Consider the following 16359-nt stretch of genomic DNA (forward strand, 5'->3'; position numbering starts at 1 on the left):
CTAACTGAGCTCTACTAACTGAGCTCTACTAACTGAGCTCTACTAACTGAGCTCCGCCGGAAGTTATCTGACAGCCCTCTGATGTACAAAACGCCAGCCGCTCATCATGCGGCTGGCGTTTTTCATTCCAAGCTCAGCGACTCAGGTTCAGCAGCCCAAGTTCAGCAGCCCAAGTTCAGCAGTGCATGCTCAAGCCAGGCCACCCAACTCTCGCTCGATAGCGGACAGCGCCATCATCGGCTCATCAGCCTGAGTGACAGGACGACCGATCACCAGGTGCGTGCTGCCAGCGGCCATCGCTTCACCAGGTGTCATGGTGCGACGTTGATCACCCACCTGCGCAAAGCTCGGACGAATACCCGGCGTCACCTTGAGAAAGTCCGGACCACACAAGGCCTTGAGACTCGGTGTTTCACGTGCCGAGCACACTACACCGTGCATTCCGCTCTGCTGGGCGAGTGTCGCCAAGCGCTCAACCTGCTCAAGCGGTGTCACATCCAACCCCACATCCGCCAAGTCCTGCTGCTCCATGCTGGTCAACACGGTCACGGCGATCAGCTGCGTCTTCAAGTTGCGTGCGGTCAACGCCTTGGCGGCAGCTTCCATCATCCGTGCGCCACCAGCTGCATGTACGTTGGTCATCCACACGCCATGCTCAGCAGCTGCCAGCACGGCCTGAGCAGTCGTGTTGGGAATATCATGAAACTTGAGATCGAGAAATATCTCGAAGCCACGCTGGTGCAGTGCCGTGAGGATATCCGGCCCAACACGCGTGAACAGTTCCTTGCCGACCTTGACACGGCAACGTGCCGGATCGAGTTGGTCCGCCATGGCCATCGCCGAAGCGAGGTCAGGGTAATCAAGGGCGATGATCAGGGGTGAAGTCGTGACAGGCATCCGGGCTCCGGGCGTTGAGACAAGGCGCAATGACAGAGGGTCATGGGTTCGGGGCAGCATTATAGCGCTCCCCTCTTCACCTGTATGCCTACAGAAAGATGAAACGAATCAGCTCGCTACCTGCACTAGTGCTTTTCTGCGTTGATGGCCGAAAAGCGTGGAAGAGTGAGTAATCGTTTAATTCTAAATAACTACAAATCTCATCCTTCAGCCACAGTAATTCTCGCACTGGGCGACAGGTGGTCAGCCCGAGCACTCTACCTCCAAGACCACCACATCATGACCAAAGGATTCGATCATGAAAACTGTACTCGGAACACTTGTCGTAGCAGGCCTGATGGCGTTCTCTTCACTCAGCCAGGCGGCAGAGTTGAACATCAATACGGCGAATCTTGAGCAACTCGTTCAGCTCAAGGGGATAGGCGACAAGAAGGCCGCGGCTATCGTGGCCTGGAGGGAAGCCAATGGGCCTTTCACTACGGTAGAGCAACTGGCGGATGTCAAAGGTATCAGCACCAATACGCTACAGCGCATGGACACCACTCTGACGCTGGGCAAAACGACCAAGGTTTCATCAGCCAATGCATCAACTGCTGCGATACCATCCACGGCAATGAGCAAGACAACGGATCAACAGGCGGCTACCTCTGAGGCTCTCACCAAGGTAGTGGCAAACGAAAGCTGATGATAATACCGACACAAGACGCCACAGCATTAGCTGTGGCGTCTTCATGACAAGAAATTGATCTGCCTTGAATTCTGAAATGACACACCACTAAAAAAGCCGACCAGAAGGCCGGCCAATGGGGTTTCCCCCTTCCCCTGACGGTAAGACTGACGCCTGAAAATGTCAGACTCTGACAGATAGGCCATCCTTGACCTGCCTCTTCCCCAAGAGGTGTCCTTCAATGCCAACCTCTGTCTGCGATCGACACATTCTGACTCGTTGATGCCTTTCCTGATGACAATAGAATATCGCAACATCTGAATAAGAAAGGTGATCTGTATCAAGCCACATCATGCAGTGCTTCGCCCACACGCACAGTCATGATCCATATCAATTTTTATCCCTATGGACGCTACGTCATTACAGAAGGCATACCACCAGTAAAAAAGAAGGCGCCTCGACCATTGTCGAGGCGCCTTCTTTTTTACTGGCAATCTATTTGCACAACACTCGTTTTACCACCATGCATCACTCTCAGCGACGAACCTTCTTGTCCTCGACCTCAGTATGGCTGACCTCGAGCCCCAGCGGGTGGCCTGCTGACAGCTCCGCACGCGTGGCAGCGCGAATATCGAGTATTTCCACATCCCAAACCAGCGCTTGGCCCGCCAGTGGGTGGTTAGCATCAACCTTGACCTGCTGCTCACCCACCTCAAGTACCGTCACTGAGCGCTGCCCCTCGGGCGTGCGGGCTTGAAAGCGCATACCTGCCTCAATCTCGCCAGGGCCAAAGGCATCGCGCCCGAAATACTGGACGAGCGCTTCATCACGCTCACCGAAACCTTCGGCAGGTGTCAAAGAGACAACGCGTTGGGCGCCGACCTCACAACCTTCCAGCGCACCTTCCAATGCCGCCAGAATATTGTCGTGACCGTGCAGATAATCCATCGGCTCACGGTCAAGAGAGCTATCCAGAGTGGCACCGTCATCGGTACGCAAGGTGTAATGCAGGCTGACCACCTGCTGCGGAGAAATGATCATGGGGACTCCACTCACGTCATGTGGCTGAAAATGATGAGACTCAGAAGGGATAGTACTTAACAAATGTCAGTGTTCACTACGGCGTAACTGACGACTGGAAAGTTCGATGCGCTGCTGCTGATTGATCAAGTTGAGCAGCACGATGACACGCTCATCACCCTTGCTGCTTTCAAAGACACCGCTAAGTGAGGTGAGCGGTCCATCAATGATCTCAACCTGCTCACCAGCACGGAAATAGACATTCTCCGCGGGTTGGCCTTTGCGAGACTCACCACTGGCCATTAGTGCCTCGACTAGCAAGGTGGACACCGCTGTCGGGGTAGTGCCGAAACTGACAAGCTTGAGCACGCCTCGCGTAGAGCGAATGGGGCGCCAGTTATCATCGACCTGGTCCAGTCGAATGAACAGGTAATAGGGAAATAGGGGCTCTTCGACCCAGCGCAGCTTGCTACCCCGCTTCTTCTCCACCTCAAGCAAAGGATGGAAAACATGAAAACCTTGGTTAGTCAGGTTTTCGGCAGCACGAAAGGACTCTCCACCCTTGCACTGAATAAGGTACCAGCGCGCCTTGGCGGCATCTCGGGCTTCACTCATGATGATCTCTCATTGCCTGCCTGTCTCATGAATTCATCCTGGGGATCAGTCTGCTCTTCTGCCTCCATGCAGGACAATACATGGCTCTTGCAGACAGGCAGTGCGACAATCCGGCAACTGAAGGCACACGCGATCACTTCATCGAAACATCGCGGGTGGCATGTGCGGTCACACTCTCGGCAAGGACAGGCAAGGCTTTGACTTCAAAGGATTTACGCTTACTCGCTGGTCGTCATGGTATCACGTTCCTGATGGGCTTCGCTTCTGGCCTGCCGCTACTGCTGACCGGTAGCGTGCTTCAGGCCTGGATGACCGATGCCGGCGTGGCGCTGGATGCAGTCGGGCTGCTGGCGCTGGTCGGACTCCCCTATACACTCAAATTCCTGTGGGCTCCGCTGCTGGACCGCATCATGCCGCCTGTCCTGGGACGACGGCGCGGCTGGCTGATGATCGCTCAGCTAGCGCTGACAGCGCTGATTGCGCTGCTCGCGCTGCAAGATCCGCACATGGCACCGCTGACCATGGGCGCCATTGCGTTGGCAGTCAGCTTCTTCAGCGCTACGCAAGATATCGTCATCGATGCCTATCGCCGCGAGCATCTACCGGACCATGAGCTAGGCCTCGGCTCCAGCTTCTATGTCTACGGCTACCGAATCGGCATGCTGCTAGCCTCGGCGGGCGGCCTGGTGCTGGCGGACCTGATCGGCTTCCGCATCACCTACCTGATCATGGCTGGCGCGCTCGGTGCCTGCATGCTGGTCACTCTGCTCGCCCCTGAGCCCAAGGCCCATGCAGCACCGCGCGCCCACCACTTGCATGAAATCCTGTGGGACCCCATCCGCCACTTCATGAAGCGCGATGGTGCCATCTGGCTGTTACTGTTCATCTTGCTCTACAAGCTTGGCGACTCCGTTGCGGGCAACCTGACTACGCCTTTCTACAAGGATATCGGCTTCACCAACGCCCAGATCGGTACCACCGTAAAGTTGTTCGGCCTATGGCCATTACTGGCAGGCACCTTCTTTGGCGGTCTGATGATCATGCGCATCGGTATCTACCGGGCGCTATGGTGGTTCGGGCTATTGCAGATGATCTCGACCGCAGGCTTCGTGTGGCTTCACCATGTCGGAGACTCCCTCCCCTGGCTTGCGGGTGTAGTAGCGTTCGAGAATCTGGCAGCTGGCATGGGCAGTGCCGCCTTCATCGCCTTCATGGGCGCCCTGACCGACAAGCGCTTTACCGCGGGTCAGTACGCCATGCTGTCCTCAATCATGGGCTTGCCAAGAGTCGTGATCGCTGCTCCTTCCGGCTACCTTGCCGAGGCAGCTGGCTGGGACAGTTTCTTCTGGATCTGTACCCTTGCCGCCATCCCGGGCCTACTGCTGCTGCTACGCTTCCGTCACTGGGGGGCGATGCTGGCCACCCCTCATAAGTCGCCAGCCATACCGGCAGAGTGATTGAGTCACTGGAGGTATGCCGCCCAAAGGAACTCCTCGGGGGGGGGGGCCAGGTTCATCACGCCCTCCCCAAAGATAGGCCGGAGCGCGTCAACGCTATTCAGCGTCGAGTCAGATTCAATACAAGAGCATTCACCATAAAAAACCCCGCAGTGCCTGGGCACTGCGGGGTTTTTGCGTCTTCTACAAGACATCGCTTTCTTCTGCAAAGCACCGAGTGACTAACGGTGCTTATCTAACGATGCTTGGCTAGCCATTCGAGTGCACCTGCACTGCGCTTCCATTGATCACGCATCAGTGTCCGATACTGCCAAGCCTCACCACGTGAACCAGGTTCCGGTGCATCCACAACCAGGCTCACTGGGCGCGGATTTTCTGCCAGCAGCAGATTGATCAGGTGCGCATTGGCTTCGCGCACAATCACGAGCGCCTCTTGAGCATCGGTCTGTCGCTCCAGACGATAGAGCGCCAGCACTTTCCCCATCAGGATACCCAGCAGCGGCATCTCTTCATCGGCGGTGCGTCGCTCGAGGTCATGCTCCGCCAGCACGACGGCTTCATCGTTGCGTCCTTCGCGCAGCAGCTGATCGAGCACCAGCTCCCGCAGCCCGAGACTGTCTTCTTCATCGAGCTTGAGCAGACGTTCCGCCAGCTGACGCGAACGTTCACGCTCGCCACGCTCCATGCCGATGACCAGTCCCAGACCACAGCGCAGCAGCTGGGCATTGTCGCCATCCTCCCAGCGCAGCAGGCCACCCGCCTCTTCGATCTGATCAAGCCAGTAGCCAAAGCGCTCCGCCAGCGGCACGAAGAAGGCATCAGACATCCACGGCAAGCTGCCGAAGCGGCTCGCCAGTGCCAGTATCAGCCCTTGGCACACCGCAGGCGTATCAAGCCATTCCGGACAGGCACAAAGCTGCTGAAGCCAATCGTTCGGGTCCTGCGTTTCCCACGGGTCGATATCGAGTGCCAGTGCCGCCTCTTCTTCGATACGCGCCGGGAATACGGCTTCCCACAGGCCCAATGTCACAGCCTGTTCAGCATTCTGACCAAACAGCAGGCTGCCATCCTCCTGTGTTTCGAGCGCCAGACGTGGCGGGCGTGTCAGCACCTCAAACAACGCCTGTAGCGAGGCCAGTGAGTCCGAGAGTGACTCATCGGAATTGACCATCTGCTCAGCTAGCGTCGCGCGAGGGTTCTCGGCCAGGTCAGCCAGAAATTCCAGCTGTCCGGGCTCGATATCTTTCTGTTTGGCCAGACGCCGCCACCAGAAGCGAGCGCGATCCTGCGCTTCTTCCGGCTGGCCTTCGTGCAGCAGTAACATGGCTTCGATATAGGCCAGCGTCGGAGAATCCGGCAGTGTCTGCTGGGCACGAATGAACGCTGCCCGTGCTGAGCCGAGATCATCACTGTCGAGGTGCAGCAGGCACTGATGCTCCAGCGCGACGCCACGCAGGAATGCAGGGCCACGTTCGAGCACCTCATCCAGCAGCAACGCTTTCTTGCGCGTGAAACCACGCTCCTGATAGAGATCCAACAGCAACTCAAAACCGGGCTCAGCCTGCTCAGGCAGACGCGACCAGTCACTAGTATCAAACAGTGACTCCATGATCTGCTGAGCACGACCACGACTGCCTGCCTCGGCGCTGATCAAGCCCGCCTCAAGCAGTGCTTGCGCCGGTGCCAGAGCGGAAGCCAGCGCTGCCTTGAGTTGCTCGCCCTTGAACTCGCGCAGCGACAGCATCCACATCAGGTGGTCCGGGATCGGCGGCAACTGAACCTTGTCGCAGCACTGCTTGTACTTGCGACCGGAGTCACACCAGCAAGGCTCATTGCGATTCGGTGGCGCCAGCGACTCGCGCGCAAAATTCAGGCGCACCAGCGGTGTCTGACTCCACAGTACTGGCGCCAACGCCACGGCGAGCGCTTCATCCCCGCCGACATAATTCACGCCCTCGGCATGTGCCCACTGCATGAAGGCGGGAAAGGTTTCGTCTGCGCGGATGGCTTCCAGCGCACCACTGGCGTAACTCAAGAGCCGTTCGACCCACTCAGCAAGCATGGCATCTCCAAAAAAACACGTTTCACAGGACTAAAGGCACAACGCCCGTCAGGGCCCTGCGAATCAGGAGGCGAAGTCTATCATGACGGCTTCTGCCCCTCATCTGTCGACGGGACAATGCTACTTCGCCAGACTCGATTCGAGCGAATAACCGGCAGCTTTCAAGCGCTCTGCAAGACAAGCAATATGGGCTGGCCCGACTTCGCAACAGCCGCCGACGATGCTGATACCGGCCTTTATCCAGCCAAGCGCCAGCGTCGCATATTGCTCTGGCCCCAAATCCTGGCGGGCCTTGAGTTCACTGACAGTCCCGCCTGGCTGCAAGGCGGCAACGGAGGTGAAGCCGTTGGCATAGGCACCCGTCGGTAGCGTGCTGGCGAGCAGAGTCGACACACTGCCTCCAATGGCTTCCGGCGCACTGCAATTGAGCAAGATGGCCGATACACCCAGCGACTCCAACAGCGTGATGGCCTCCGCCAGCGGCTCGCCACTGCGCAGAGTGGACGGCTGATCATCCTTGACGGTCAGCGCGACCCATACCGGCAGCTCGCTCTCCAGTGCAGCCGTAGCAGCAGCGCGGGCCTCATTACACGAGGACATCGCCTCGCACAGCAAGACATCGACATGCGGTGCCTGCAGCGCGACCAACGTACGATAGCTTGCCAGCGATACGACATAATCCGGCGCGACATCCGGGCGATAGGTTGCCACCAGCGGCGGCAAACAACCCGCCACCTTGATGCCGGCTTCACCACTCAGTGCTATCGCGTCACGTGCAGCCTGGGTAGCCGCCGCGTGTACCCTCTCGATGGAGTCCCCTGCACCCGCCAACTCAAGACGCTGCGGTGTGGCGGTGTAGGTATTGAGCGTAATGACACGCGCACCCGCACGAATGAAATCAAGGTGTAGATCACGCACCATCTCGGGCTGATCCAACATCACCTGGGTCGACCACAACGGTGTCGGTGTGCATCCGCTGCGTCTAATCAGCTCTTGGCCCATTCCGCCATCCAGCAATACGACCGCTCCAGACTTTGTGACGGTTTCCACTCCAACCTCAGTGCCTTCTACACGTTCCACACAACCTCCTGAGGTCTTTGATGACATATAGGATAACGATGGCTTGTCAGTCTTGGTCTTGCGGCCAGTCAAGGGCCAGAATTCTAGCATGTGCAATACACCTTCGGCCCGCAGTTCACTGGAGCCAAAAGGTCGGCCAATGCTACTGTTAGCATCGCCTTTCGTATGACGGCCTTATCGACGATGTCATCGGCAATCTTGCCGACGATCTTGACGTCAATGATGTAGTGTCCCGTTGATGCTCCTCCCCACGCGCCCCGCCCTGATCAAGGAAGCCCACCTTGCTGTTGCCGAGTCCTTTTCGTCCTCGCGTCAATAACGCCAATGATGCCCCACAGGTGCGTCTTGAGCGCGAGGGCCGCGACGAGATTCGCCGCATTACTCAGGCGGTAGAGCGTGTGCCGTGGTCGGTCAGCTTGACGCAGATCTTGTGGACGGCAGGTCCTGTCACTCTGCTGGGTGCTTGGGGCGGTTATTTGCTCGGTTATGGCAAAGAGCCCACCTTCGAAAACTACATATTCTTCATCTCCTACACGGTGATCACCGGCGTGGCGGGGATTATCGCCAACATCGCCCACAACCTGACCAGTTCGCGCCGCTATGACCGTACCGAGGCCAAGATCGAGCGCGTGATCGATACCGTGCCAGAGCTGATCCTCGCGACGCGCAATCTGATTGTCGAAAGTCTCGAGGGTGATGCTCGCCGCCGTGAGGCAGCCGCCATGCTGCTACGCAAACAGGATCTCGCCCCCGAAGGCGTTGAGCTTGCGGCACTAGAGCTACTGGATGACCGCGATGCTGCACGCATCATCAGTCAGATTGATGTCTATCGTCGTATCGGCCTGCATGCGCGCATCCGCGATATCAATAGCCTGAATCGCGAGTGGCTTGACCCGCAGTTCAATGAGCTATCAGAGCTGGCACCAGAAGCGATCGGCTTGCTGCGTGAACGCTTTGAAGGTCGCGCGCCTGATCTGCACAAGGGCGTTCCGCGTGACGAGAACTTCATCGAGCGTGTGCTGGCGGCCATCGAACAGGACAACGACCTGCTGATGACGCTGCAGGATGTGGAAGAGATGCTGATTCTGGCCTTCGAGCTCATCAGCGGTCGCAAGATTCCGCTGCTCAATTTTGAATATCGTGGCCGCTGGAAGCTGGCGCGGACGCTGGACAATCTCGAACATGCGCGCTCTCGCTACCGCATTCGTCAGGCCACAGGGCTATCACGTCTCAAGGCACTGACCATCTATCTGGCTGAGTCCGGCACATTGGTCGAAGATGCCGCTTCGGGTCTGCGTGCCGAAGTACTGCTACAACGCTCGACTCAAGCCATGGATGCACTCGCCGAACAAGTGACTCACCTGGCCATCGCCGTGGGCGAAGGCGATCGCGAACACCGCACCGTATTGCGGGCTCGCGCCGACATTCTCACCAATGCCATCCGCCTCTACAAGACAGTGACCAACGCTTACGATCAGGTCGGGCGTAGCCATGCTGTCTTCCTCAAGATGTCCAAGCGCTGGGAGAACATCACCTCTCAGATGTCGGATGGCGCCACGCGGCTACGCGTCGGGCCTGGCCGGCGCGGTTTGCGCATTCAGGAAAAGACCATCGCGTTGGACGATGAGGCCAAGGCAGAGGTCTGTAAGCACATCGCTGATCATCTTGAAGAGAGTCGTATCAAGCGCGTCGATAGCGAAATTGCCTATCAGGCCCGCGAGACGGTACTGCGCGTTGGTGTCGACAAGGCCAAGGCGATGGCCATCGAGATAGCACTGGCGCTTGAGCCTCACATACACCTGTCACGCCCTGCGGTACAGCGCGCCATCAATGGCTCCAATGCTGCCTACTTCGGCCAACTGGAACCCAATCAGTCGGCCGCTGCCAAGGCAGCACTGGGTAGCGCCATGGTGCGCGAGATTGATGATGACCTGTCGCGCACCGCCGAGTCGCTGGCCATTGCACTCGTGCGCCACTATCGCGTCGAACTGGAGCCACGAGCCATTGAATTTCTGCGTGACACCTTCGGTGCTCGCGAAGCGACGCTCAACATGCTCAGTAACTACCAACCGGCTGATCACCACCCGATCAGCTATCTATCCAATCGCCCGGCGATGATCCAGACCGCCAACCGTGACTGGTATCGCGCGCTGGTACAGGCCCGTCGCTCCCTCGACGACGATTGATCCCCGCGCGCCGCCAACGGCATACTGTATGAATCACCATGCAGCCTCAGGATGACCGATGCGTCTGATCATCGCCGAAAAGCCCAGTCTTGCCCGTGCCATTGCCGATGCGCTACCCGGCCGCAGCGCCAAGCGCGACGGCTATATCGAGGCCGGAGACATCCGCGTTACCTGGTGCATTGGCCACCTGCTGGAGCAGGCCCCACCGGATGACTATGACGAACGCTTCAAGCGTTGGTCACTGGAACATTTGCCGATCGTTCCCGATAAATGGAAGCTCAAGCCACGCAGTCAGGCACGCGGCCAGCTCAAGGTCATCCGCGAGCAACTCAAGCTGGCAAGCGAAGTCGTACATGCTGGCGATCCAGATCGAGAAGGTCAGCTACTGGTGCAAGAAGTACTAGAGCACATGCGCTGGCGCGGCCCGGTCAAGCGTCTGCTGATCAGCGACATGAACCGCCCTGCCGTCACCCGCGCACTCAACAAGCTCGAAGACAATCAGCGTTGGCAGCCGCTGTATGAGGCGGCACTCGCTCGCCAGCGGGCTGATTGGCTGTACGGCATGAATCTGACTCGCGCCTGGACACTGACGGGACGTCAGGCCGGTCATGATGGCGTGCTATCTGTTGGCCGCGTGCAGACACCGCTGCTGGGGCTGGTGGTGCGCCGCGACGAGGAAATCGAGAACTTCGAGCCACGTGCTTTCTTCCCGCTGTGGATCGAAGCCGGTGTGGCAGCCGGTAGCCTGAAAGCCTGGTGGCATGCCGCCGGCTCACCTTGGCTGGCGCGCCTCGCCGCCAAGGGCACGACGCTGCCATTGGATGACAAGGGACGCCTGCTGGATAGCCGACCCGCCGAACGTCTCGCGAGGCATCTCGCCACTCTGACCACCCTCGGTGATGGTCATGTTGAAAGCGTTGAGGCCAGTGACAAGTCACAACCCGCCCCGCTGCCCTATTCTCTTTCGGCGCTGCAGGTGGATGCCTCACGCCGCTTTCGTCTGCCGGCGCAAAAGGTGCTCGATACCTGTCAGGCGCTCTATGAGCGTCATCAGCTGATCACCTATCCGCGTTCCGACTGTCGTTATCTGCCACGCGAGCATCACGCTGGCATGGCCAATATCATGATCACGGCCTGCAGTGGTGATGACGAGCTCGAACGCTTCAGTGGGGGCGCAGACTTCAGCCTGCGCTCCCGCGCTTTCAATGACAGCAAGGTCAGCGCTCACCATGCACTGGCCCCCACTGGACGTGAGCCGGACTATGCACGCCTGAATCGTGATGAAGCCAACCTCTACCGCATAATTACGCGCAATGTGCTGGCGCAGTTTTACCCTCCGCACCGCTATCGCGAGGTCAAGGTCGAGCTCACCTTTGCCGGTGAGCCGTTCCGCACCAGTGGGCGTACGCTCATTGATGAAGGCTGGAAGCTGTTGTTTCAGCGCGCAAGTGGTGCGGATGACAAGCCCGACAAGAAGTCTCAGGACACGCCTCCGCCGACGCCATTACCAGCGCTGGAGCTGGGAGAGGCCGCCCGTGTCATCGACTGCGGAATCGAGCAGAAGGAAACCCGTCCACCCGAGCCCTTCAATGATGCCAGCCTGATTCAGGCGATGATGAACATTGCCCGTTATGTCGAGGACGAGGCGGTACGCCGCACATTGCGTGACGTCGATGGACTCGGTACCGAAGCCACCCGCGCAGGCATGTTGGAGACGTTGATCAATCGCGGCTACCTGGTACGCGAAGGACAGGCGATGCGCTCGACGCGTATTGGTCGCGCCCTGATTCGCGCTTTGCCTCAGGCTGTCTCACGCCCTGAGCGCACCGCGCTGTGGGAGCAGCGCCTGAACATGATCTATGAACAGGGTGACTCGGCAGCCCCCTTCCTGAGTGAGCTGATAGTCGATCTGCGCGCTTTGTTGGCCGATAGCTCTGCCAGCCGTCTGAGCGCTGCCCTGGCGAGTGTCGGGGGTGCTACACCAACCGCGCGCAAGACAGGCGGGTCACGGCGTAGCAGCCAGGGAAAAGGCAAGACCACACGGCGTAAATCAAGCGGCGCCACTACTGCTCGTGGCAGTGGTGGTACGGCCGCACGTAAAAAACCGGCCGCTTCGCGACGCAAAGGCAGCAGCTGATATAACGCTCTCTCGAGATCTCGCACATGGCAACACTCCTCCCATCCAATACGAAGGCGTCTAGTCGCCGCCACTCTACTGAAACGGTGAATTTTCGGGGCAACCGCTTGTGGATTATCGGCCCCGGGGCCATCGGGCGCTTGCTGGCAGCACGTCTTGCGAGTGCTCGCGCTGATGAACTCGCATCTCAGGGGAAGTCGTCGCTCCCCGACATTCTGCTGATCGGGAGACGAGCGCTATCAACCCAAGAAATATCAATAGAGATGATAGCGCCATCAGGCGACATTGTTATCCAAAAGATAATGTATGAAAAAATAGATAGCATGAAAAATCCGCCAAGAGAGATTCCTTTAGCGATTTGGATAACTACAAAGGCACACGGAGTGGAAGATGTCTGGGCAACACTGCAACAGCATATCTCCCCCAGCACACCCATCACCTGCTGGCAGAATGGCTTGAGCGCACAACCCTGGTTCGCCGAGCATCATTCTGGCCTGCTATGCGCCAGTACCACCGAAGGTGCCTGGCTACCTGAGTCACACTCCACTCAGGTATTCCCGATACAACACGCCGCACATGGTCAGACCTGGCTCGGCCCGTGGGCTGCGACTGGAATGACATCAGCCGCCTCCACCACCAATGCTCATCAACAGGTCGACTGGCTGACGAGAGCGGGATTCAGTAGTAAGGCTGCAGATAACATGCAGGAACGTCTGTGGCACAAGCTGGCCGTCAATGCGGCGATCAACCCTCTCGTGGCACGCTTTCGGATTCGTAATGGCCAACTACGTGATCGCCCCTTCTCTTTGATGGTGCGACAGGCCGTCAGTGAAATAAGCGCCGTACTGAACGCCAAGCAGGTCTCGGCGCCACCCCAAGGATGGCAAGCATTGATTGATGACGTGATTCGCACCACCGCAAACAATCGCGCCTCAATGCTGCAGGATGTATTGGCCGACCGACCAACCGAGATAGTGGCAATTCTCGGCCCGCTACGCTCGACAGCCGCCCAACATGGCCTGCAGATACCGCTGCTGGATCAGCTATATCGCGATCTGAGCTGATCACTTGCCACCACAGCATGATTCAGAGACGAAAAAAGACCCGCCTCGCGAGAGACGGGTCACAAAACAACAGTCAAGCTGTCGAGAGAGCAGTATTTGTTGCCCGCCACTGCACGCTGTCATGAGCCGGCGGACAACCAATATTCTTCACATCATCAATAAAAACCTGGCAAGCAGCGCTTAGTGATGGAAACGCTCGGACGCTTCACGCGCCAGCTCACGAATGCCATCCCAGTCACCCGCGTCGATCAACTTCTGCGGGGCGACCCAGCTACCACCGACACACATCACGTTCTTGAGCGCCAGATAATCAGCCGCATTATTGAGCGTAATGCCGCCTGTCGGGCAGAAGCGTGCTTCACTGATCGGGCCACCGAAAGATTTGATGGCATTGACGCCACCCGCGGCCTCTGCCGGGAAGAACTTGAAGCGGCGATAGCCGTACTGCCAGCCCGTCATCAGCTCGGACACGGTCGCCACACCCGGCAACATGGGAACGCTGCTGGTCACGCCGTACTGATAGAGCGCCTCGGTAGTGCCTGGAGTGACGATGAAGTCGACACCCAGCTCTTCGACCTGACGATACTGCTCCGGTGTCAGCACGGTACCTGCCCCGATGCTGGCATTCGGTAACGCTTCACGCATGCGACGAATCGCTTCCAGAGCGCAATCGGTACGCAGAGTGACTTCGAGGACGGTCAGACCGCCTTCGTAAAGAGCCTTGCCCAGCGGCACGGCGTCTTCAATGCGCTCGATGGCGATGACCGGCAGCACAGAGGCCTTCTGGCAGATGCTGTCGATCTCGGTCGTACGGGTCGACGGAAGCTGTTTTTCAAAGCTCATGGCGTTCTCCTTGTGCCGCGGCGTGCATGGATGGCAGCGGCAGATATGATCAGGGGGCCCAATACAGCGCCAACGGCGCAGACAGGAAGGCCCGAATCGGCAGCTCACTAACTGCTTCGATATTACCCAACGCGCGTGACAGCACGTCCTGTTTGTCGGCGCCCGTAAGATGCAACACGGTACGGCGGGTTTGGCGCAGGCGTGCGAGGCTCAGCGTAATACGTGGCTGTGACACGCTAGGGGCACGCATTGGCACGCAGCACTCCTGACTTTCCAGCGCCTCTTCGAGCCGATCCCCGTCAGGGAATAGCGATGCCGTATGACCATCGCCACCCATGCCAAGAATCAGTGCACTGGCTGGCCACGACAGCGCTGCAATGCGAGCACTCACTCCTGCGCAACCCGCTTCAGGCTCGGCCTCACCATTGGTCAGCGGATAGAAGGTTGCTGCACTCGCGGCACCCGTTAGCAAGTGCTCACGTACGAAGCGCGCATTGCTATCACTCGCGTCTTCGCTCACCCAGCGTTCATCAGCCAGCGTGATATCCACTCGCGACCAGTCCAGCGGCTTGTCGCACAATGCGGCAAATAACGGCTTTGGCGTGGAGCCACCCGACACGACCAACAGCGCACGTGCAGCAGGGTCAGCCGCGAGGTCTGTGGTCAGTGCCGCAGCCAGATACTCAGCCAGCGCCTCAGCAGTTTGCTGTCGTGGGTCGCTCGCAAGAGGAGACGGGGTTATCGCAGAAGCCATCTCAATACTCCTCATACCAGCTACGACCATCACGGGTAATCATCGCGATAGAGGACACTGGCCCCCAGGAGCCCGCTGGATAGCGACTCGGCGCCGCAGCACGTGATTCCCAACCGTCGATGAGGGTGTCAACCCAACGCCATGCGTGTTCAATTTCATCACGACGGACGAACAGATACTGCTGGCCCTTGATGACCTCAAGTAGCAAACGTTCGTAAGCTTCCGGAATTCGACGCTTGGGGAAGGCATTGTTGAAGTCGAGATCCAACGGCCCTGGACGCAGGCGCATGCCCTTGTCGAGACCGGGATCCTTGGTCAGCACCTGCAGGGAGATACCTTCATGCGGCTGCAAGCGGATGATCAGCTTGTTGGATGCCAGTGAGCGCTGGTCCGGATCGAAAATATAGTGCGGCTGCTGGCGGAAGTGGATGACGATTTGCGACATCTTCTCCGGCATGCGCTTACCGGTGCGCAGATAGAACGGCACCCCTGCCCAACGCCAGTTGGAGACTTCGGTCTTGAAGGCCACGAAAGTCTCGGTCGACGATTCGGTGTTAGCCCCCTCCTCCTCCAGATATCCCGGTACACGCTGGCCATCGACGGCACCAGTAATGTACTGGCCGCGCACGAGATCAGTGTTCAGACGCTCGCCAGTAATCGGACGTAATGCCTTGAGCACCTTGACCTTTTCATCACGGATAGCATCAGCATCGAGACTGGATGGCGGGTCCATCGCGATCAAGCACAGCAGCTGCAGCAGGTGATTCTGCACCATGTCACGCAGCTGGCCAGCCTGGTCAAAGTAACCCCAACGACCTTCAATCCCGACCTTCTCCGCGACGGTAATTTCGACGTGGGAGATCTGATTCTGATTCCACTGATTACCGAACATCGGGTTGGCAAAGCGCAGCGCGATCAAATTCTGAACCGTTTCCTTGCCCAGGTAGTGATCGATACGATAGATCTGCGATTCGGCAAACACGGCACCGATGGCGTCATTGACGGCGCCGGAGCTCTCGAGATCAGAACCAATCGGCTTCTCGACCACGACGCGTGATTGCTCATCCAAGCAGCCAGATGCCTGCAGATTGCTGCTGATATCGCCGTAAATACGTGACGGTACAGAGAGATAGATCAACAGCGGCCGCGGTGAGGACTTGCCCTTGGCATCCACCCGCCAATCGACAATCGCGGAGTAGCCTTCAACCGTGCCGAAATCTAGCGCAGCGTAGCCAATACGGGCGATGAAACGCGCCACTGCGTCCTTTTCCAGGTGTTCCGGCTTGACGCGCTCCTTGAGCGCAGCCTCCACGGTTTCCTTGAAGGAATCGAGACTGATGTCCTGTCGCGCAAGGCCAATAAGACGCGTTGACTTGTCGAGCAAGCCATCGCGATCGAGGTGATATAGGGCTGGATATAGCTTGCGCTTGGCGAGGTCGCCCAAGGCGCCGAACAGGGCAATATCCACGCCCGGAATGATGTCGGAACTCATGCCGCCGATTTCTCCCGTCGAATCTGCCCTGCATGCCGAGCTGAACCGGAGAGGTCGTGTGTTATTCATGAAGAAATTCGTTGCG

13 protein-coding genes are annotated in these 16359 nt (G+C 58.3%); 5 read left to right on the forward strand and 8 right to left on the reverse strand.

The features are described 5' to 3' along the window. Positions 1–189 precede the first annotated feature (189 nt). Positions 190–897 carry an orotidine-5'-phosphate decarboxylase gene (gene pyrF, locus CFN46_RS02395; protein ID WP_024951955.1) on the reverse strand — a complete coding sequence of 236 codons (708 nt, stop codon included), beginning with the start codon at positions 895–897 and terminating at the stop codon, positions 190–192. A 298-nt stretch (positions 898–1195) separates the two neighbouring features. Between pyrF and CFN46_RS02400 the strand changes: the two genes are divergently transcribed. Then, on the forward strand, positions 1196–1582 hold the full coding sequence (locus tag CFN46_RS02400; protein WP_088742595.1) for a ComEA family DNA-binding protein: 387 nt from the start codon (positions 1196–1198) through the stop codon (positions 1580–1582). Between the two features lie 516 nt (positions 1583–2098). On the opposite strand, the gene CFN46_RS02410 is transcribed toward CFN46_RS02400, so the two are convergent. Both CFN46_RS02410 and rfaH read right to left on the reverse strand, forming a co-directional pair. Further along, positions 2099–2605: a peptidylprolyl isomerase gene (locus CFN46_RS02410; protein ID WP_024951952.1), complete on the reverse strand. Its 507-nt coding sequence runs from the start codon at positions 2603–2605 to the stop codon at positions 2099–2101. Positions 2606–2671: 66 nt separating this feature from the next. Continuing rightward, positions 2672–3199 (reverse strand): transcription/translation regulatory transformer protein RfaH, encoded by a 528-nt coding sequence (rfaH, locus tag CFN46_RS02415; RefSeq protein WP_024951951.1) that lies wholly within the window; start codon positions 3197–3199, stop codon positions 2672–2674. An 80-nt stretch (positions 3200–3279) separates the two neighbouring features. Here rfaH and CFN46_RS02420 point away from each other — a divergent pair, with 80 nt between their 5' ends. Further along, a complete protein-coding gene (locus CFN46_RS02420) occupies positions 3280–4656 on the forward strand; it encodes an AmpG family muropeptide MFS transporter (RefSeq protein ID WP_088742597.1) in 1377 nt (458 codons plus the stop codon). A 235-nt stretch (positions 4657–4891) separates the two neighbouring features. Here CFN46_RS02420 and CFN46_RS02425 read toward each other — a convergent pair whose 3' ends face one another. Together CFN46_RS02425 and CFN46_RS02430 are read right to left on the reverse strand one after the other, a co-directional pair. Next, the gene (locus tag CFN46_RS02425) at positions 4892–6718 is read right to left on the reverse strand and encodes a YecA family protein (protein ID WP_088742598.1); all 1827 of its coding nucleotides are present in this window, start codon (positions 6716–6718) and stop codon (positions 4892–4894) included. A gap of 120 nt (positions 6719–6838) precedes the next feature. Next, positions 6839–7798 carry a homocysteine S-methyltransferase family protein gene (locus tag CFN46_RS02430; RefSeq protein WP_246116415.1) on the reverse strand — a complete coding sequence of 320 codons (960 nt, stop codon included), beginning with the start codon at positions 7796–7798 and terminating at the stop codon, positions 6839–6841. A gap of 281 nt (positions 7799–8079) precedes the next feature. On the opposite strand from CFN46_RS02430, the gene CFN46_RS02435 reads away from it, so the two are divergent. Genes CFN46_RS02435 through CFN46_RS02445 form a run of 3 tightly spaced genes read left to right on the forward strand, consistent with a single transcriptional unit; the run spans position 8080 to position 13185 of the window. Further along, positions 8080–9984: a hypothetical protein gene (locus CFN46_RS02435; protein ID WP_035159696.1), complete on the forward strand. Its 1905-nt coding sequence runs from the start codon at positions 8080–8082 to the stop codon at positions 9982–9984. Between the two features lie 58 nt (positions 9985–10042). Further along, the gene (locus CFN46_RS02440) at positions 10043–12121 is read left to right on the forward strand and encodes a DNA topoisomerase III (RefSeq protein WP_088742599.1); all 2079 of its coding nucleotides are present in this window, start codon (positions 10043–10045) and stop codon (positions 12119–12121) included. A 26-nt stretch (positions 12122–12147) separates the two neighbouring features. Then, positions 12148–13185, forward strand: coding sequence for a ketopantoate reductase family protein (locus tag CFN46_RS02445; RefSeq protein WP_088742600.1), 1038 nt, complete (start codon positions 12148–12150; stop codon positions 13183–13185). A 180-nt stretch (positions 13186–13365) separates the two neighbouring features. On the opposite strand, the gene CFN46_RS02450 is transcribed toward CFN46_RS02445, so the two are convergent. The 3 genes from CFN46_RS02450 to zwf are packed head-to-tail and all read right to left on the reverse strand — an operon-like array spanning position 13366 to position 16274. Continuing rightward, entirely contained in the window at positions 13366–14028 is a 663-nt protein-coding gene (locus CFN46_RS02450; protein WP_024951947.1) for a bifunctional 4-hydroxy-2-oxoglutarate aldolase/2-dehydro-3-deoxy-phosphogluconate aldolase, read from the reverse strand. Between the two features lie 49 nt (positions 14029–14077). Further along, positions 14078–14782, reverse strand: a complete 705-nt coding sequence (pgl, locus tag CFN46_RS02455; protein ID WP_088742601.1) for a 6-phosphogluconolactonase — start codon at positions 14780–14782, stop codon at positions 14078–14080. A 1-nt stretch (position 14783) separates the two neighbouring features. Continuing rightward, positions 14784–16274, reverse strand: coding sequence for a glucose-6-phosphate dehydrogenase (gene zwf / locus CFN46_RS02460; protein ID WP_024951945.1), 1491 nt, complete (start codon positions 16272–16274; stop codon positions 14784–14786). Between the last annotated feature and the right edge of the window lie 85 nt (positions 16275–16359).

Origin of the sequence: Cobetia sp. QF-1, from assembly GCF_002213105.1 — a bacterium.
Taxonomy (GTDB): Bacteria; Pseudomonadota; Gammaproteobacteria; order Pseudomonadales; family Halomonadaceae; genus Cobetia; species Cobetia crustatorum.